The organism is Flavobacterium riviphilum (assembly GCF_055231795.1).
In genome coordinates, this window is sequence record NZ_JBUYSY010000004.1 from 42,992 (window position 1) to 60,406 (window position 17,415).

General features: G+C 36.2%; 18 protein-coding genes. 11 read left to right on the forward strand and 7 right to left on the reverse strand.

From position 1 onward, the window contains the following. Positions 1-150 precede the first annotated feature (150 nt). The gene (locus ACZIX2_RS06205) at positions 151-636 is read right to left on the reverse strand and encodes a DUF1569 domain-containing protein (RefSeq protein WP_463339223.1); all 486 of its coding nucleotides are present in this window, start codon (positions 634-636) and stop codon (positions 151-153) included. Between the two features lie 148 nt (positions 637-784). Between ACZIX2_RS06205 and ACZIX2_RS06210 the strand changes: the two genes are divergently transcribed. The 3 genes from ACZIX2_RS06210 to ACZIX2_RS06220 all read left to right on the forward strand — a co-directional run bounded on the left by ACZIX2_RS06210 (position 785) and on the right by ACZIX2_RS06220 (position 4,448). Next, positions 785-2,908, forward strand: a complete 2,124-nt coding sequence (locus tag ACZIX2_RS06210; protein WP_463339224.1) for a M3 family metallopeptidase — start codon at positions 785-787, stop codon at positions 2,906-2,908. Positions 2,909-2,995: 87 nt separating this feature from the next. Then, a complete protein-coding gene (locus ACZIX2_RS06215) occupies positions 2,996-3,457 on the forward strand; it encodes a hypothetical protein (RefSeq protein ID WP_463339225.1) in 462 nt (153 codons plus the stop codon). A 58-nt stretch (positions 3,458-3,515) separates the two neighbouring features. Then, positions 3,516-4,448, forward strand: coding sequence for a peptidylprolyl isomerase (locus tag ACZIX2_RS06220; protein ID WP_463339226.1), 933 nt, complete (start codon positions 3,516-3,518; stop codon positions 4,446-4,448). Positions 4,449-4,511: 63 nt separating this feature from the next. Here ACZIX2_RS06220 and ACZIX2_RS06225 read toward each other — a convergent pair whose 3' ends face one another. Further along, positions 4,512-5,030 (reverse strand): lactoylglutathione lyase family protein, encoded by a 519-nt coding sequence (locus ACZIX2_RS06225; protein ID WP_463339227.1) that lies wholly within the window; start codon positions 5,028-5,030, stop codon positions 4,512-4,514. An 85-nt stretch (positions 5,031-5,115) separates the two neighbouring features. Here ACZIX2_RS06225 and ACZIX2_RS06230 point away from each other — a divergent pair, with 85 nt between their 5' ends. Continuing rightward, on the forward strand, positions 5,116-5,469 hold the full coding sequence (locus tag ACZIX2_RS06230; RefSeq protein ID WP_463339228.1) for a tRNA-binding protein: 354 nt from the start codon (positions 5,116-5,118) through the stop codon (positions 5,467-5,469). On the opposite strand, the gene ACZIX2_RS06235 is transcribed toward ACZIX2_RS06230, so the two are convergent. The 4 genes from ACZIX2_RS06235 to ACZIX2_RS06250 form a co-directional block, all read right to left on the reverse strand. Further along, complete coding sequence (locus ACZIX2_RS06235) at positions 5,425-6,012, reverse strand: RBBP9/YdeN family alpha/beta hydrolase (RefSeq protein WP_463339229.1); 588 nt, start codon at positions 6,010-6,012, stop codon at positions 5,425-5,427. The genes ACZIX2_RS06230 and ACZIX2_RS06235 overlap by 45 nt on opposite strands. Continuing rightward, positions 6,009-6,842, reverse strand: a complete 834-nt coding sequence (locus ACZIX2_RS06240; RefSeq protein ID WP_463339230.1) for an alpha/beta hydrolase — start codon at positions 6,840-6,842, stop codon at positions 6,009-6,011. Before ACZIX2_RS06240 ends, ACZIX2_RS06235 begins: the two co-directional genes overlap by 4 nt. A gap of 237 nt (positions 6,843-7,079) precedes the next feature. Continuing rightward, the gene (locus ACZIX2_RS06245) at positions 7,080-7,457 is read right to left on the reverse strand and encodes a PUR family DNA/RNA-binding protein (RefSeq protein ID WP_463339231.1); all 378 of its coding nucleotides are present in this window, start codon (positions 7,455-7,457) and stop codon (positions 7,080-7,082) included. A 63-nt stretch (positions 7,458-7,520) separates the two neighbouring features. Next, entirely contained in the window at positions 7,521-9,299 is a 1,779-nt protein-coding gene (locus tag ACZIX2_RS06250) for an ABC transporter ATP-binding protein (RefSeq protein WP_463339232.1), read from the reverse strand. A 198-nt stretch (positions 9,300-9,497) separates the two neighbouring features. Between ACZIX2_RS06250 and ACZIX2_RS06255 the strand changes: the two genes are divergently transcribed. The 3 genes from ACZIX2_RS06255 (at position 9,498) to yajC (ending at position 12,052) form a co-directional block, all read left to right on the forward strand. After that, the gene (locus ACZIX2_RS06255; protein WP_463339233.1) at positions 9,498-10,601 is read left to right on the forward strand and encodes a Glu/Leu/Phe/Val family dehydrogenase; all 1,104 of its coding nucleotides are present in this window, start codon (positions 9,498-9,500) and stop codon (positions 10,599-10,601) included. Between the two features lie 224 nt (positions 10,602-10,825). Next, complete coding sequence (gene nusB, locus ACZIX2_RS06260; RefSeq protein WP_463339234.1) at positions 10,826-11,737, forward strand: transcription antitermination factor NusB; 912 nt, start codon at positions 10,826-10,828, stop codon at positions 11,735-11,737. 42 nt (positions 11,738-11,779) lie between these two features. Beyond that, entirely contained in the window at positions 11,780-12,052 is a 273-nt protein-coding gene (gene yajC / locus ACZIX2_RS06265; protein ID WP_463339235.1) for a preprotein translocase subunit YajC, read from the forward strand. 75 nt (positions 12,053-12,127) lie between these two features. On the opposite strand, the gene pepT is transcribed toward yajC, so the two are convergent. Beyond that, on the reverse strand, positions 12,128-13,411 hold the full coding sequence (pepT, locus tag ACZIX2_RS06270; protein ID WP_463339236.1) for a peptidase T: 1,284 nt from the start codon (positions 13,409-13,411) through the stop codon (positions 12,128-12,130). 140 nt (positions 13,412-13,551) lie between these two features. On the opposite strand from pepT, the gene ACZIX2_RS06275 reads away from it, so the two are divergent. The 4 genes from ACZIX2_RS06275 to ACZIX2_RS06290 all read left to right on the forward strand — a co-directional run bounded on the left by ACZIX2_RS06275 (position 13,552) and on the right by ACZIX2_RS06290 (position 17,280). Next, positions 13,552-14,571, forward strand: a complete 1,020-nt coding sequence (locus ACZIX2_RS06275) for a quinone-dependent dihydroorotate dehydrogenase (protein ID WP_463339237.1) — start codon at positions 13,552-13,554, stop codon at positions 14,569-14,571. Positions 14,572-14,739: 168 nt separating this feature from the next. Continuing rightward, positions 14,740-15,603 (forward strand): hydroxymethylglutaryl-CoA lyase, encoded by an 864-nt coding sequence (locus ACZIX2_RS06280; RefSeq protein ID WP_463339238.1) that lies wholly within the window; start codon positions 14,740-14,742, stop codon positions 15,601-15,603. Between the two features lie 286 nt (positions 15,604-15,889). Continuing rightward, positions 15,890-16,120, forward strand: a complete 231-nt coding sequence (locus ACZIX2_RS06285) for an acyl carrier protein (RefSeq protein WP_463339239.1) — start codon at positions 15,890-15,892, stop codon at positions 16,118-16,120. Continuing rightward, a complete protein-coding gene (locus ACZIX2_RS06290; protein WP_463339240.1) occupies positions 16,099-17,280 on the forward strand; it encodes a cytochrome P450 in 1,182 nt (393 codons plus the stop codon). Before ACZIX2_RS06285 ends, ACZIX2_RS06290 begins: the two co-directional genes overlap by 22 nt. The last annotated feature ends 135 nt before the right edge of the window (positions 17,281-17,415 follow it).

Sequence of the window (17,415 nt, forward strand, 5' to 3'; positions counted from 1 at the left end):
GCGTGACCCCGAGGCACACGACTTTGCTCCACCAAAAATCCCTGCTCCTCGGGGTCGGGCTATCCGCTCTATCTCTTGGGGCGAACCCCGCCCCAAGAGGATGCCGCTCCTATCCCTCACGCCATCCCTGCAAATTAAGACACTTTTCGGTTACACCCCAAACTGTCTCAAATGATGGTCTAGGTGTCTGTACATTAATTTGTCCCAATCCTCAAAACTCATCTTTCCCCAAAACGGATGCTGCATTACCGTAATGACCGAAGTTCCTTTGGCAAATTCTTGAACACATGCTATAAGTTGGTCTCGGCTTTTTTCAAAATCTGAATGGGAAGTGATACGGAATTCTTTTGCCGTGGGACTATTTTTTCCAAAGTCACTGTTAAAAGCTTTGTTTTTTAAGAGGCGACCCAACAATCGCATTGGGAAACTGATTGTTAAATCTTGTTTTCCAAACGCTACATTTATGGCAGCAATACAGTGTTCACACATTTGATCTACACTCATTTTGCCCCAAAGCGGAGTAGAAGTGGCGCTTAAATTCTGAATTCGATTGACTAACTGAGTGTTGTCGGCAGTGTTGTATATAGAAGGCATATCTTTTTTCGAAAAAGTTGTAAACAAATATAAATCTTTCATTTGAATTTAATTGTTTTGTCTCCAGTCTATTGTCTTTTAAAATCAATCAATTCAAACGAAAGCAAGTTGCCGCACACTATGGCGGGATGACTTCAATTCTGTTTTTTTTAGTACTTTTAAAGCCTAAATAATTTGTAACATTTTAAGCATGAATACTTTTTCCAAAATGGCTAGTGCAGGTGGTATTTTACTTTTTTGTACTCTACTGGTAACCAATGCAAATGCCCAAAAAAACAAGATCACTATGGATAATCCTCTTTTGCAACGCAGTACATTGCAATATCAAGCGCCTCCTTTTGATAAAATTAAAGACGAGCATTTTAAACCTGCTTTTGATTATGGATTGAGAGTTCATGAAGAAGAAGTGGAGAAAATCGCCAATGCTACTTCAGTTCCAACTTTTGAAAACACGGTTTTGGCTTTGGAATTAAGTGGTGTCGATTTAGGAAGAGCTACTACAATTTTCTACAATTTGGTGGGGGCCAACACCAATCCTTCTTTGCAGGCTTTGGAAGCAGAATATGCGTCAAAGTTTGCAGCGCATAATGATAAAATTTATCTCAACAGTAAACTCTATCAAAGAATTAAAAAAGTACCGCTTTCCAAATTGAAAGGCGAGGATAAAAAACTTACCGAGTATTACCTTCAGCAATTTGAGTTGGCCGGGGCTAATTTGTTGCCAGCCGACAAATTGAAAATGAAAAAAATAAACGAGGAATTGGCAACCCTGAGTACATTGTATTCTAATAAATTATTGCTTGCTCGTAAAAATGCAGCGGTTTTTTTTGATAGCGCTAATGAGTTAGAAGGACTTACTCCTCAAGAAATTGAGATAGCGAAAGCTAACGCCACAGCAGCCGGTCAAGATGGTAAATACAAGATAGATATTATCAATACTACACAGCAACCCGTTTTGATGAGTTTGAAAAACCGTGCTTCTCGTGAAAAAATTTTCAAAGCTTCTTGGACGAGAGCCGAAAAAGGAGATGAAGGTGATACGCGTGAAATTGTTGAAAAACTTGCTAAATTACGTTTGCAAAAAGCACAATTGATGGGAAAAAAGAGTTATGCCGAATGGAAAATTCAGGATCAAATGGCTCAAAAACCTCAACCAGCAATGGAGTTGTTGGCTCAGTTGGCACAACCTGCAGTAGCCAAAGCAAAAAAAGAAGCCCAAGCTATTCAAGCCTTAATTGATGCTCAAAATGGTGGTTTTAAATTAGAACCTTGGGATTGGGATTTCTACGCAGAACAAGTGCGCAAAGCGAAGTATGATTTAGATGAAAGCCAGATTAAGCCTTATTTTGAAATCTTAAACGTGCTTGAAAAAGGGGTGTTTTATGCCGCTCAGCAAATGTATGGATTGACTTTCAAAGAGCGCAACGATTTGCCGGTGTATCATCCTGATGTAAAAGTGTATGAAGTGTTCAATGATAAAAATGAATCTATTGCGATTTACTATTTGGATTTTTATGCTCGCGATAACAAAAATGGAGGGGCATGGATGAACAATTATGTCAATCAATCGCATTATTTGAATCAAAAGCCTGTGATTTCAAATGTGTATAACTTTGTCAAACCGGTTTTGGGTAACCCTTCTTTGATAAGTTTTGATGATGTTACGACTCTTTTTCATGAGTTTGGGCATACTTTACATGGATTATTTGCTAATCAAAAATACGTAACTCTTTCTGGTACTGCAGTGCCTAGAGATTTTGTAGAGTTTCCTTCACAAATTAATGAACATGCCGCTCTTGATTCCAAAGTACTGAAAAACTATGCTGTGCATTATCAAACGCAACAACCGATACCGCAAGAATTAATCGAAAAAATAAAAAAAGCCGATACGTTTAATAAAGGCTATGTGGTTACCGAATTATTGGCGGCAGCTACGCTTGACATGGCTTGGCACACCATTGAAAAGGAATCAGAAGTGAAGCCAGCTTTAGTTTTTGAGCAAGAAGCGTTGAAAAAGTATCAGCTACTAGTAAATGAAGTGCCTACTCGTTATCATACACCCTATTTTGCACATATTTGGGGTGGTGGGTATTCTGCAGGTTACTATGCTTATACTTGGTCCAAGGTTTTAGATTATAATGCCTACGATTGGTTTGAAGCTAATGGAGGAATGACTCGTGAGAATTGTAATCGATTTGTAAAATACATTTTATCTGTTGGAAATAGTGTCGATTTGAATCAAGCTTTCAAAACTTTTATTGGGCACGATATGACTATTGAGCCTTATTTGAAAAATGCTGGACTAAAAGAATAAAGTCAACCGATATTTTTTTGGAATTGCATAGAGTAAATTCGGAATTGTTATTGGTTGTTAGAAACATTTTAATCACTCGTATTTGTTATGACTCCTTTGTTTAAAAAATTAAACTATAAAAATCAAACGACTGTTTTAGTAGTTGATGCCCCCGATACGTTTGCAACAGAAATTCAAGCAATGGAGGCAACTGCAGCATTTGAATTTGATATGGTCAACAGTGCAAGTATTGATTTTGTACTGGTTTTTGTGACAAGATTGCAGGAAATTGAAACAGCGATTGCCGTGATTCATCCCAAGTTAACCACAGATGCGGTGCTTTGGTTTTGTTATCCCAAAGGGACGTCTAAAAAATATCGATGTGAGTTCAATCGCGATAATGGTTGGGAAGCGCTAGGAAAACTAGGTTTTGAGCCTGTGCGTATGGTGGCTATTGATGCGGATTGGAGTGCTCTTCGATTTCGTAAAGCCGAACATATTAAATCGCTTACAAGAAAGACCAGTTTAGCAATTTCAGAAGCCGGACAATCCCGAACGCAAAAAAAATAATTGGATTTTAATTCGCTTTAAATTTTGTAAATTTGCCGCTCATTAAAAAATATTAACGATGGAAAACGGAATATACGCTAAATTCAATACCTCAAAGGGTTCGATTTTAGTAAAATTGACGCACGATTTGACACCTGGAACAGTAGGTAATTTCGTGGCATTGGCTGAAGGAAATATGGAAAACAAAGTGAAACCTCAGGGTCAAAAATACTATGATGGTCTGAATTTTCACCGCGTGATTCCTGATTTTATGATTCAAGGTGGTTGTCCTAAAGGTACTGGAACGGGAGATCCTGGGTATAAATTTGATGACGAATTTCATCCTTCTTTGAAACACGATCGTCCTGGAGTTTTATCTATGGCCAACGCCGGTCCTGGTACTAATGGCTCTCAGTTTTTTATTACTCACGTACCAACTAGTTGGTTGGACAACAAACACACTGTTTTTGGTCATGTTATCGAAGGTCAAGAGGTTGTGGATGCTGTAGCTCAAGGCGATTTGCTAGAAACCCTTGAAATTATTCGTGTAGGGGAAGAAGCTAAGAATTGGAATGCTATTGAGGCTTTCATCAGTTTGAAAGGCGCAAGAATGAAAAGAGAAGCGGCTCTTAAAGCAGAATCTGAAGCTAAAATGGAACAATTAGCGGCTGGTTTTCAAAAAACAGAAAGTGGTTTACGCTACCAATTCATTCAAAGAGGTTCAGGTAAAAAAGCCGAAAATGGAAAAACCGTATCTGTACATTACGAAGGTTCTTTAGATAATGGCAAAGTGTTCGATTCATCTTATGCAAGAAAAAAACCAATCGAATTCCGTTTAGGTCAAGGGCAAGTAATTGAAGGTTGGGACGAAGGTATTGCCTTATTGCAAGTAGGGGACAAAGCCCGTTTTGTAATCCCATCTGATTTAGCTTATGGACCAAGTGGTGCAGGTGGTGTAATTCCTCCACACGCTACTTTGATTTTTGACGTAGAATTGATGGACGTAAAATAAACTTTATTATATTTTATTAAATCCCAAAGCTGACAATAGTGTTGCTTTGGGATTTTTTTTTATTTACAACTCGTGTTGGTAAGCTCCTGCTCCATAGTGTAGTTCATAGGAATGAGAGTAGATTTCTATGATATTTCCAAATGGATCTTCCATGTATACCATTCTATAAGGCTTTTCTCCAGGATAGTATTCTCGTATGGGCATTCTTTGTTTTCCACCAGCTTCAACGATGCGTTTAGCTAGTCCTTCTACATCGGGGTCTTGTACACAAAAATGAAAAATTCCAGTCTTGTAGGGTTCGAAGTCTGCTTTGGGTTTGTTGTTTTGTGGAAATTCAAATAATTCAATACCAATGCGGTCTCCGGTTGACATATGAGCAATTTTAAAAGTGCCCCAGCCCGAACCAAAAACATCGATACACATTTGTCCAATCGCAGTGTCTTTTTCTTCTTGAACCGTGGTGGCATCCATAATTACATACCAACCCATTACTTCTTTGTAAAAGGCTACGGCTGCTTCTATGTTAGGTACTGATATTCCAATATGGGAGAAGACTCTTGGGTAATGGTTTATGGTGTTCATAATCAATGATTTAAAGTTTTGATAAAAATACGAAACTAATTTTAAAAAAAAATGTAATTTGTATTCGTTTAACAATCAATATCTAATGAACGAAGCACAAAACAGAAGCCTGACTTGGTCCGAATTTGAAAAAGTCGACATGCGTGTGGGTACCATCCTAAAAGTTGATGATTTTCCCGAAGCTAGAAAACCAGCGTATCAACTCACCATTGATTTTGGTGTAGCAATAGGTATTCGCAAGTCGTCTGCCCAAATTACAAAGCGATACACTAAAGAAGACTTGGTGGGGCGCCAAATTGTAGCCGTTATTAATTTTCCCAAAAAACAAATAGGTCCCTTTAGCAGCGAATGTCTCGTGCTAGGAGCCGTGGGGGAGTTAAGTGATGTGGTGCTCTTAGCGCCGGATTTCAAAATCGAGAACGGGTGGCGTATCGGTTAAATTGACACTTTCAATTAGTGATTGTAGAAGTTCTTGCCCAGCTACCCAATTTCCTAAATCAGAATCGGAATTGATATGTCCTATTGCGCCGCAATTTACAAAACGACTGCCCCAATGTTTTGCTAGAGCTTCGGTACGGTTTAGCGGCATATAGGGGTCGTTTTCGCTTCCTACAACTAGAGTTGGGAAAGGGAAGAGTGTTGTGGGGATTGGAGCAAAATTCCAAATACAAGCAGGGGTGTGTTTCTTGGAGTCTACATCGGCGGGTGCAACTAATAAGGCTCCTTTTACCCAATGGTTTTGGAAAGTATTGGACCAATGTGCTACTAAAATGGCTCCTAGACTATGGGCAATTAAAAGGGTTGGCTCTTGTATGGTACTTAAAGTTGTTTGAAGTTGTGCTAACCAATCCGAAAGCTTTGGGTTTTCCCAATCGTCGTGTACTATTTTTTCAGTATTGGGCAATTGATGTAGCCAAATGTCTTGCCAATGATTTTCTTTGGAATCTCCTAAGCCAGGTACAATCAGAAGTTTTGGTTTCATTTGGTAGCTTGTTGTTTTATAGTGGAAATACGCTCTACTTCTTTTATCACCAATGGAAGGGCTGGTGTTACCATACCGTGGTCATAGCCATCTAATTCTAACAATCGCGTGGAGGTATGACCTTTAACTTTCATCATGCGCATCAAATACGCATTTTCTTCGTAACGTCCTAATAGTTCCAATTCGCGATCACCAGTAATGAGTAACAAAGGAGGTGCATCGGCTCGAACATGGAATAAAGGAGCCAATGAATCTATCAGAGGTTGCGTGTCGGGAATGCCAAGTTCTTTTCTTCTTTCAAAATGAGTAATGGTATGCCCGCTCAAAGGAATCAAGCCGGCAATTGTATTAGCATCGATTTCGTGTTGTTGAAGCCATTTTTTTTCCAAACCCAACATCAAAGTCAAATAACCGCCTGCAGAATGTCCGGATACAAAAACCAAGGAAGGATCGCCACCATAAGTTGCTATCGAACGAAAAGCCCAGGCTACTGCAGCGGCTGCGTCTTCAATACAATTGACAACTTTTACTTTTGGAGAAAGACGATAATTTACACCGATTATGGCAAGACCTTTTTCTTTAAAACCTTCTAAAATTTCTTTTTGACCACCAGTTAATCCTCCACCATGAAACCAAACTATGGTTGCAAAACCTTTTTTGTTTTTGGGATAATACAAATCGAGTACACATCTTTCCTTGAGATACGCATCATCAGAAGCAAGTGCTTTGTCGTAATATGAAATGTTTTTCAGGGTAGTATAGGTTGTGGTTTGCGCTTTAAGAATTTGTGCACAAAACACCAAAAGGAATAAGAAATATGTTTTTTTCATTGGAATGGTTTTGAAACATAAAAATATTGATTTTTTTGCCTTATCCCTATAGTTTAAACGAAAGTAGTCAAATTTAACAAGCTGTTAAGATGGCATGAAAGAATGAAAATTAAGCCTTGAAAGAACTTGTGTACTGTCACAAGAATTGGAAAATGGTACTGGTTTTATGGAGTAGAGTGTAAAAAAAAGCCCAAAAAGTAATGATTTTTGGGCTTGTTCTTTGTCTTTTATGAAAGATTAAATATCGTCAAATTCAATATTGGTAAAGTTAGCAATATTTGCAGTAACTGTTTCGCTGCTTTCCATGCCAAACTCACGTTTGAAATCTTTTTGATGTCTTTCAGAAATTACTTCTTCTCCTTTTTGATTAAGAATGAAAGAAGTCATGTCTTTTAGAATTTCTTCAAAGGCAGCAAAATCTTCTTTGTATAAGTAAATTTTGTGTTTTTTAAAGTGAAAAGAACCGTCTTCTTCTGTGAATTTTTTACTTTCAGTGATGGTGATGTAATAATCGTCTGCTTTTGTTGCTCTTACATCAAAAAAATAAGTTCTTCTACCTGCACGAAGTACTTTTGAGTAAATTTCCTCTTTTTCTAGCATATCATTTTCTCTCATAATTCTTTCGATCCGTTTTAATTTGCAATCAAAAATCATAAAAAATTATTGATAAAACAACATTTAAAGCAATTCTTTTTCTGAAAGTTGTTTCAAATACAATTCTGCATAATAGCCATTTTTGTTTAGTAATTGATTATGAGTGCCTTGCTCAATAATGGCTCCATTATCAAGAATTAGGATGCGATCTGCGTTTTTGGCAGAGGAAACCCTGTGGCTAACAATAATTGTAGTTTTATCTTTACATATTTCGAATAAGTGGTTCAAAATAGCTTCTTCGGTTTCGGTGTCTACTGCAGATAAGCAATCGTCAAAAAGTAGAATTTTTGGATCTTTTATTATGGCTCTTGCAATAGCAACTCTTTGTTTTTGACCACCTGATAAAGTAATGCCTCTTTCGCCCAAAAGCGTTTCATATCCCTTGTTGAATCCTTCTATATTGTCATGAACCACAGCGTTTTTGGCGGCTTGAATCACTTCTTCATCTGAGGCATCTTCTTTTCCGAATTTTATATTGTTTTTGATGGTGTCGGAAAACAAAAAGGCGTCTTGAGGAACAATCCCAATGCTATTTCTTAAGTCGAAAAGGTTAAGTTGTGCAATGGGTGTGCTGTCTATTTTTACGATACCCTCGCTTACATCGTACATTCTGGACAGTAAAGACAAAAGGGTAGATTTTCCGGATCCGGTCTTGCCTAAAATAGCCAATGTTTCTCCTTTTTTGACAGTAAAGGAAATGTTTTGAAGCGCTTGGATTTGAGTATCCTCGTAAGTAAAACTCACATTTTCGAATTGTATGTCGCCATGGATTGGTGTAGCCTTTGTGTTGGTGTTTTTTATTTCGGGTTCAATTTTCAAAAATTCGTTCAATCGCTTTTGTGACGCCTCAGCTTCTTGTACCATGGATGAAACCCAGCCTAAAGAGGCTACAGGCCAAGTAAGCATGTTGACATATAAAATGAATTCGGCTATAGTTCCGATGCTTTTAATGGTACCGTTGATGTATAATACCCCTCCAAAATAGATCACAACTAAGTTGCTTATACCAATCAGAGCCAGCATTAACGGACCAAAAAGTGATTGTACTAGGGCTAAATTGAGGCTTTTTCTTTTGCTTTCATCTGCCAAATCTATCAGATTGTTTTGTTGCTGTTGTTCTAATGAATAGGCTTTTATGACGCGTATTCCAGAAAAAATTTCTTGAGTAAAACTTGAAATTTTGGATAGATACTGCTGAAAAATAGTGCTTCGTTTGTTGATTTCGGTGCTTAGTTTGAATATGGCATACGATAATATGGGTAATGGCAATAATGTATAAAGTGTAAGGCGTGGCGAAACATTGTACATGTAGGCAATGACAATTGCAAAACGAATGAAGGTGTTGATGCTATACATAACCGCTGGTCCAACATACATACGTACTTTGGAGACATCTTCGCTAATGCGGTTCATCAAATCGCCCGTTCGGTTTTGTTTGTAAAAGCTTTGCGAAAGATTTTCGTATTGACGAAACACTTCGTTCTTTAAATCAAATTCTATGTGACGCGACATCACAATTAGGGTTTGACGCATCCAAAAAGTTAGGAAACCAGCAACCAAAGTAGTACCAATAATTAATAAAACATTCAGAATTAGGGATTCCTTAAATTGACTAATGACTAAAGTAGACGATTTTTCGACACTACTCAGTCGGTCAAATTTTTCGATAGCTTCTAGTGAACTACTAATTAGTTTTGGGGTGAATAATGAAAAAATTTGTGCGATTATGGTGATGATAATACCCAACGAAAAACGGTATTTGTATTTTATAAAGTATTTATCTAAATAACGTAATTCTTTCATTTTTGATGGTTTACGGTCTTAAAGTTAATTTTCTATTGGCTTTTTTGTTAAAAACACAAAAAGTGAAGAGGGGTGTCTGGGTGGGGTTTGTGTGAAAAAAATTAAAAAAGAATATATAAATTATTATATATTCAAATATTTTATACTTTTGAATCGAATTTTTATTAAATCATCAAAACAACTAACTACCCTTTAACTATGGATGCAACAGTAGCAACAGCAAAGGATATACAAAAACTAGACCCCGTATTTGGACAAATGTCCTTTGACAACCACGAACAAATTGTATTTTGCAACGACAAAGATACAGGATTAAAAGCAATAATTGGTATTCATAACACAGTAATGGGGCCGGCTTTGGGTGGAACTCGAATGTTTCAATACCGTAATGAATGGGAGGCTTTAAATGATGTGTTGCGTTTGTCACGAGGGATGACCTTCAAATCAGCCATTACTGGACTTAATATAGGAGGAGGAAAAGCGGTTATTATTGGCGATGCCAAAACGCAGAAAACCCCTGAATTGATGCGTAAGTTTGGGGAATTTGTGCATTCATTGAGCGGAAAATATATTACCGCCGAAGATGTGGGTATGGAAACCGCTGATATGGACACGGTAAGAGAGATTACTCCTTATGTTACCGGTATTTCCGAAGAAAAAGGGGGTGCGGGAAATCCATCGCCTGTAACAGCTTTTGGAGTGTATATGGGAATGAAAGCAGCGGCCAAACAACAATTTGGGTCAGAGGTGTTGACTGATAAAAAAGTTTTGGTACAAGGTATCGGGCACGTAGGTGAAGCTTTGGTGGAGTATTTGACTAAAGAAGGTGCTATTGTAACTATAGCCGATATCAACGAAGAGAAAATGTATGCTGTAGGAAATAAATATGGGGCAAAAGTTTATACTGGAAATGATTTATATTCTGAAGCTATAGATATTTATGCTCCTTGTGCCATGGGGGCCACACTTAATGATGAAACTATTGCCAAATTGAAAGCAAAAGTCATTGCAGGTGCGGCTAATAATCAATTGGCCAACGAAACGGTTCATGGAGCCTTATTACAAGAGAAAGGTATTTTGTATGCTCCAGATTTCTTAATCAATGCTGGAGGGATTATTAATGTGTATGCCGAGTTAGCACATTATGATAAAGCTGAAATTATGGCCAAAACAGAAAACATCTACAACACCACATTAGAGATTTTTGATTTTGCCCTAAAAAACAAGATGACCACACAGCAAGCCGCACTAACCATTGCGCAACAACGTATAGCTGAAAGAAAAAAAGCCAACGCTTCGTAAGTTAGTACGCTTTATCCCTAATAATTTAAAGTGCCCTAATAACCATTGGTCAAGAAACTGACAGGGTTAATAGGGCGCTTTTATTTTGTCTTTAAAAATTGCTTTTATTTAGTTTTTATTTTTTGGATGTAATTTGGGTATAAATATGGAAATCCGTAATTTTGTCGGCTAATTTTTAAAGTTCTTACAAGGTGGTAAACAGAAGACACATCCGCATTAAAGTCATGCAATCCATTTATGCTATGCATCAAAATGGGAGTGATAATCTCGAAAAACAAGAAAAATTTCTTTTTCACAGCATCGACAATATTTTAGACCTATACTTGACTATGGCGTCTTCTTTGTTAGAAATTTGCAAAATCGAACAACGATTCTTGATTTTGTCCAGTCAAAAACATTTAGCCACACCCCAAGAGCGTAAACCCAATGAAAAATTTATCAAGAATGCTATTTTTCAGCTGTTAGCCGAAAATAACAGTTTAAGTATAGCGTTAGAAAACCGAAAAGCAACCAACTGGTCATTGCATGAGGATTATATTAATATCTTACTCAAAAGCATTAAAGAGAGTAGTGCTTATGGGAAATACATGAGTAATGCAACGCAAACTTTTGAAGAAGACAAGGAGTTTATTGCAACAATTTTTGAAGAGTTAATTGTACCTAACGAGAAATTGTACGAATTTCTTGAAGACGATCAACTTACTTGGATAGACGATATCCCAACAGTAAATACACAATTACTGAAACAATTGCGGGGGATGAAAGCAGTTGAGGGAGGTAATTTTAAAGTGCCAAAATTGTATAAAGATCAAGAAGACCAAGATTTTGTTCGCGATTTGTTTAGAAAAACACTTTTGAATGAAAAGGAATTGGCTAAGTATTTCGAAGACAAAACCCCAAACTGGGATACTGATCGTATCGCTGAGATTGATACTATCATTTTGAAAATGGCCATTTGCGAATTGACCAAATTCCCTTCTATTCCAGTTAAAGTAACTTTGAATGAATATTTAGAAATTGCTAAAGAGTATTCTACTCCAAAAAGTAGTATTTTTATCAACGGAATTTTAGATAATCTAGTTAAAGAATTAACCGAAGCTAAAACGCTTAATAAAACCGGCAGAGGTTTGATTTAACGGGTATTAATAATGTAAACAACAACAAATTAAATTAATAGTATGGAACAATTACAACAGTTTTTACCGTTTTTATTAATGTTTGTGGTGATCTATTTCTTCATGATTAGACCACAACAAAAACGCGCCAAAAACGAAAAAGAATTCGAAAACAACTTAAAAGTAGGTGATAAAATCGTAACCAAAAGCGGATTACATGGGAAAATTGCAGAACTTGCAGAAACTACTGTGATTATCGAAACTATGTCTGGAAAATTGAAAATGGAGCGTACCGCTATTTCTATGGAAATGAGCGCTGCTTTGGCTAAAAAATAATAGCATAAGCCCCAATAAAAAAATCCCAAATTCCTATTCGTTAGGGATTTGGGATTTTTTTTAGTGAAAAAGTAGTTACTTCTTTTTGCTTTTTTTTGTAGCGGGTTTTGGGGCGCTAAAATCCGTAGTCGCGGTAAGTTCCGCAATTTTAACGATAACTTCAATGGCTTTTTGCATACTTTCAACGGGAACATATTCGTATTTGCCATGAAAGTTATGGCCTCCAGCAAATATATTGGGGCAGGGTAAGCCTTTGTAGGATAACTGACAGCCATCGGTTCCTCCTCGAATGGGTTTGATGATTGGTTTTACATCTACTTCCAGCATCGCTTGAGCGGCAATTTCTACAATATGTTTCACCGGAAGCACCTTTTCTTTCATATTGTAGTATTGGTCCTTGATTTCGGCAATGGCAATGGGTTCCCCAAATTGTTTTTCGAATTTTTGGTTGATTTTATGAACCATTTTTTCGATACGTCTTTTTCTTTTTTCGAACTTTTTCATAGAGTGATCTCTAATAATCAGTTCCAAAACAGTTTCTTCGATGCTTCCGTTTAAGTGGTGCACGTGAAAAAATCCCTCGTAGCCTTTGGTCTCTTGTGGGGTTTCGTCTTTGGGCAAATCGTTAATAAATTTGCTGGCAATAAGCATAGAATTAATCATTTTTCCTTTGGCATAGCCAGGATGTACGCTTTTACCTTTGAAAGTAATTTTGGCTCCTGCAGCATTGAAATTCTCATATTCCAATTCGCCAATTTGACTGCCGTCCATAGTATAGGCCCAATCGGCTCCAAATTTTTCTACATCAAAATGGTGAGCGCCACGACCAATTTCTTCATCAGGGGTAAAGCCAACTTTGATAGTGCCGTGGGGGATTTCAGGATGTTGTAGTAAGTATTCCATGGCAGAGACAATTTCGGTAATTCCCGCTTTGTCATCGGCTCCTAGGAGGGTTGTACCGTCGGTGGTGATTAACGTTTGTCCTTTGTATTGCAATAAATCTTTGAAATATTTAGGCGACAATACGATGTTTTGTGCTTCGTTTAGCACAATGTCTTTTCCGTCGTAGTTCGAAACAATTTGCGGTTTGATATTGGCCCCAGTAAAATCGGGCGTCGTATCAAAATGCGAAATAAAACCAATAGTTGGTACTTCTTTATCTAAATTACTGGGTAGCGTAGCCATAATATAGGCTTTGTCGTCAATGGTTACGTCTTGTAAACCGATTGCTTTTAATTCTTCCACTAATTTATGGGCCAAATCCCATTGTTTGGCACTACTTGGCGTAGTCTCGGAATGCGGATCCGATTCGGTATCAACCGTTACATAACTAATAAAGCGATCAATTATATGTTGCATGGTGTTTAGATTTTAAGCAAAGGTACATATTTCGAATTGTATTTTGCTTTATCATTTACTACTAGTAGCCGTTGTTTTTTTATGCTTTCTGAAATCTATTCTTTAATTTTGCACTTCAACACAATAATATCTTACTATTTATGTACAAACTGTTTATTCGCCCTTTGTTTTTTTGTTTTGATCCCGAAAAAGTACATCACTTTACCTTTGGATTTATCAAATTGATTTCCAAAATACCTGGTATTTCTAGTGTTTTCCGAATGTTGTATTGTGTTGAAGACCCTCGTTTGGAAAGAGAAGTTTTTGGGTTGAAGTTTAAAAACCCAGTGGGATTAGCGGCTGGTTTTGACAAAGAAGCGCGTTTGTATCAAGAGTTTTCTAATTTTGGTTTTGGTTTTATTGAAATTGGAACCTTAACTCCCAAAGGACAAGAAGGGAATCCCAAAAAAAGAATTTTTCGTTTGATTGCTGATGAAGCGATAATCAATAGAATGGGATTTAACAACGGTGGGGTTTTAGAAGCGGTGGAGCGTTTAAAGAAAAATAAAGGCGTCTTGATTGGTGGGAATATTGGAAAAAACAAAGTTACCCCCAATGAAGAAGCTACTGCTGATTATGAGTATTGCTTTGAAGCTTTGTTTGATTATGTAGATTATTTTGTGGTGAATGTAAGCTCGCCCAATACACCTAATTTGAGAGCTTTACAGGATAAAGAACCTTTAACGCAATTACTTCAAACTTTACAAAACAAGAATCTAGCGAAAGCCAATCCAAAGCCCATTTTGTTAAAAATTGCCCCAGATTTGACCAATGAACAATTAATGGATATTATTGATATCATGGCCGAAACTAAAATTGCTGGTTTGATTGCTACCAATACTACACTTTCACGTGAAGGATTACTATCTGAAGCCAAAAATGAAACTGGAGGGCTTTCTGGAAAACCATTGACAAAACGTGCTACCGAAGTAATTCGATTTTTAGCTGAAAAGAGCCATCATTCTTTTCCTATTATTGGGGTGGGAGGGATTCATTCTGCCGAAGATGCAATTGAAAAATTAGATGCAGGTGCTAGTTTAATTCAATTGTATACTGGATTTATCTACGAAGGTCCTGCATTGATTAAGAAAATCAATAAAGCGCTTTTGAAGAAACAATAAACTTTGATTGTAAAAGGGAATATTTTTTCTAACATAAATCATTAAAGAAAACTATCATGAATTTTTTTGTGGTAGTTTTTTTTTTGAATCAATACGGCCAAATTTTTAGTGGATGAAATCGAATTTGTTTCCATTTGTTACTTAAATTCCTTTTTCTATCTTTGGATAATGGAGCCAATCAAAATCATCGAATGTCCTAGAGATGCCATGCAAGGGATCAAGACATTTATTCCTACTGAAAAAAAAGTGACCTACATTCAATCTTTGCTGCGAGTGGGTTTTGATAGTATTGATTTTGGAAGCTTTGTGTCGCCAAAGGCGATTCCTCAAATGCAGGACACAGCCGAAGTTTTAGCCCGTTTGGATTTGTCTGTCACCAAAAGCAAATTGTTGGCGATAATTGCTAATGTGCAAGGGGCAAAAGAGGCAGCTTCCCATCAACCGATTCATTATTTAGGTTTTCCATTTTCCATTTCCGAGAATTTTCAAATGCGCAATACCCATAAAACGATAGCGGAATCGCTGATCACACTTCAAGAAATCCTCGAAATTGCCGATCAAAATAACAAAGAAGTGGTGGCGTATCTTTCCATGGGGTTTGGTAATCCGTATGGCGATCCTTGGAATGAAGAAATTGTAGGGGAATGGACCGAAAAATTGGCCCAAATGGGAATTAAAATCCTATCGCTATCTGATACCGTGGGAAGTTCAACTCCCGAGGTTATCACCCATTTGTTTTCTAATTTGATTCCCAAATATCCTGATATTGAGTTTGGCGCACATTTGCATACCACGTCTGCTAAGTGGTTTGAAAAAGTGGAAGCGGCCTATAATGCTGGCTGTAGACGATTTGATGGAGCGATTCAAGGTTTTGGTGGATGTCCTATGGCGACCGATCGTTTGACGGGCAATATGCCTACGGAGAAGTTGATTACTTTTTTTAATGCGCAAAAAGAGCACATCAATCTAAGTGCCATGAGTTTTGAAAGTGCTTATAATGAGGCTTCAAAATTGTTTGGAGCGTTTCATTAATCTTAGCACGAAGTTTTAACTGCCTTAATTGCTAAATTCAAAGAAAACTTACGTCAAAATTTGTCTTTGAAGTTTGGGTTGGATGGAAAATCTTCAAATTTAAATAAATATAAAAGTCTTTTTTTAATTGTCAACTAAAATCTAGGTTGTAGTTCCATTATTTTATTAAGTATAATAATACGTTGCTATATAATTGAAAAAATGATTAAATTGTAAAATTTAATATATTTTAATAGTTATTTTTGTGCAAATTGTAGTAACGAAAAGGGAAAAATATTTTAATTAAATGAACATAAAAAATTGGTTGCTAAACAAAATAGCAGAGGAATCGGGACTTGAAAAAGAGATTATAAATTGTGATGAATCTTTTGAGAATTTTAATTTAGATTCGTTAGCTTCTATATCTATTGCATTTGATATTGAAAACGAGTTTAACTTAGATGAAATAAATCCTACAGTTTTTGCAGAATTTAATACAATTAATAAACTTGCGCAATGGATTCAGCATCAAATGTAAAATGGAATCCTTTTTCCAAAAATTATTTTGAAGATCCCTACCACCATTTAAAGAATTGTAGGTCAAAGAATCCAGTACAAAAAATATATGACGATTCATATTTTATTTTTGACTATGAGTATGTCAGTAAATATTTAAAAGAGAAAAAATTTAAAGTTCATTCTCTTAGTGATTATTTTAGGGAGAAAGAAACGTACATTTTTAAAAATGTAGAAAATAGTTGTCCTTTTTTGAGTAAAGGTACACAGTTATGGCCAATGTATTTGAATGAAGATATTCATAGGAAAATACGAAGAGCTATAACAAAATCGTTTCATTCTATCGATTTAGTTAATTTGTTAAATCAAAGTTTGGAAACCACAATTCAAACTTTTGAAGATAAGGACGTTTTCAATTTGGTTGATTTTTGTGGAGAGTACATCAATCTTTTTATAAAAAAAGCATTTAATATTGATATTTGTGAATACGATGAAGTTAAAAATTTCTCCAATCTTTTAGCTAAATCTCAAGATTTATATATTCCAAAGCAAGTTTATCAAGAAATAAACGCTAAACTTCTTTCGCATAAAAATGTTTTTAAAAATTCTATTTTTAAGAATATGATTTTGGAGGAAACCAAAGAATTGAATCTAGACGATGAGCACTTGTATTCGATTATGTTGGTGTCATTTATGGCTGCATTCGAAACATCAAAAGATAATTTATCATTAGGCTTATATGAAATATTGAAAAGCCCTCAACTCATAGAAAGTACTTCTAAAGCAGATAGTAAGTCACTTAATATGATTATTGAAGAGATATTTAGATTTAGTGCCCCACTTCAATATACGATTCGGATTAACACCTATCCTTTGCAAATAGGTGACATTTTTATTCCAGAAAACTCTAAGCTGTACCTTTGTATTGCAAGTGCAAATCGAGATGAGAAGGTGTTTTTACAGCCAAATGATTTACTTCCAAATAGAGATTTTAATCCTCATTTGTCATTTGGGGCTGGTGCTCACCAATGTTTAGGAGCATCAATAGCGCGTCAAGAAATGGAAATTTGCCTACAACCTATGATACATTTTTTGAAAAATTATACTGTTACTAATGTGAAATGGTCTAAACAAATTTTTATGAGAACAGCTGATAAAATCATTCTTAATAAAAATAGATAATATGCCAAATGTAAGTTTATTGGTGTTGTTATTGTACGTGGTTCTTATTCTGATTGCTCTCCCATTTTTTCAGAAAAAAAATTATTGGAAAATAATAGCATTATCTAGTAATCTGTTGCTATTGTATTTATCAAA

What these genes read in the sequence shown, in the direction of transcription:
- ACZIX2_RS06285 (WP_463339239.1), top strand. Translation starts at nt 15,890, where the DNA reads ATGAACATAAAAAATTGGTTGCTAAACAAAATAGCAGAGGAATCGGGA.
- ACZIX2_RS06275 (WP_463339237.1), top strand. Translation starts at nt 13,552, where the DNA reads ATGTACAAACTGTTTATTCGCCCTTTGTTTTTTTGTTTTGATCCCGAA.
- ACZIX2_RS06255 (WP_463339233.1), top strand. Translation starts at nt 9,498, where the DNA reads ATGGATGCAACAGTAGCAACAGCAAAGGATATACAAAAACTAGACCCC.
- ACZIX2_RS06230 (WP_463339228.1), top strand. Translation starts at nt 5,116, where the DNA reads ATGAACGAAGCACAAAACAGAAGCCTGACTTGGTCCGAATTTGAAAAA.
- ACZIX2_RS06245 (WP_463339231.1), bottom strand. Translation starts at nt 7,457, where the DNA reads ATGAGAGAAAATGATATGCTAGAAAAAGAGGAAATTTACTCAAAAGTA.
- ACZIX2_RS06205 (WP_463339223.1), bottom strand. Translation starts at nt 636, where the DNA reads ATGAAAGATTTATATTTGTTTACAACTTTTTCGAAAAAAGATATGCCT.
- ACZIX2_RS06225 (WP_463339227.1), bottom strand. Translation starts at nt 5,030, where the DNA reads ATGAACACCATAAACCATTACCCAAGAGTCTTCTCCCATATTGGAATA.
- ACZIX2_RS06220 (WP_463339226.1), top strand. Translation starts at nt 3,516, where the DNA reads ATGGAAAACGGAATATACGCTAAATTCAATACCTCAAAGGGTTCGATT.
- ACZIX2_RS06240 (WP_463339230.1), bottom strand. Translation starts at nt 6,842, where the DNA reads ATGAAAAAAACATATTTCTTATTCCTTTTGGTGTTTTGTGCACAAATT.
- ACZIX2_RS06210 (WP_463339224.1), top strand. Translation starts at nt 785, where the DNA reads ATGAATACTTTTTCCAAAATGGCTAGTGCAGGTGGTATTTTACTTTTT.
- yajC (WP_463339235.1), top strand. Translation starts at nt 11,780, where the DNA reads ATGGAACAATTACAACAGTTTTTACCGTTTTTATTAATGTTTGTGGTG.
- ACZIX2_RS06250 (WP_463339232.1), bottom strand. Translation starts at nt 9,299, where the DNA reads ATGAAAGAATTACGTTATTTAGATAAATACTTTATAAAATACAAATAC.
- ACZIX2_RS06280 (WP_463339238.1), top strand. Translation starts at nt 14,740, where the DNA reads ATGGAGCCAATCAAAATCATCGAATGTCCTAGAGATGCCATGCAAGGG.
- ACZIX2_RS06215 (WP_463339225.1), top strand. Translation starts at nt 2,996, where the DNA reads ATGACTCCTTTGTTTAAAAAATTAAACTATAAAAATCAAACGACTGTT.
- ACZIX2_RS06235 (WP_463339229.1), bottom strand. Translation starts at nt 6,012, where the DNA reads ATGAAACCAAAACTTCTGATTGTACCTGGCTTAGGAGATTCCAAAGAA.
- pepT (WP_463339236.1), bottom strand. Translation starts at nt 13,411, where the DNA reads ATGCAACATATAATTGATCGCTTTATTAGTTATGTAACGGTTGATACC.
- nusB (WP_463339234.1), top strand. Translation starts at nt 10,826, where the DNA reads ATGCAATCCATTTATGCTATGCATCAAAATGGGAGTGATAATCTCGAA.
- ACZIX2_RS06290 (WP_463339240.1), top strand. Translation starts at nt 16,099, where the DNA reads ATGGATTCAGCATCAAATGTAAAATGGAATCCTTTTTCCAAAAATTAT.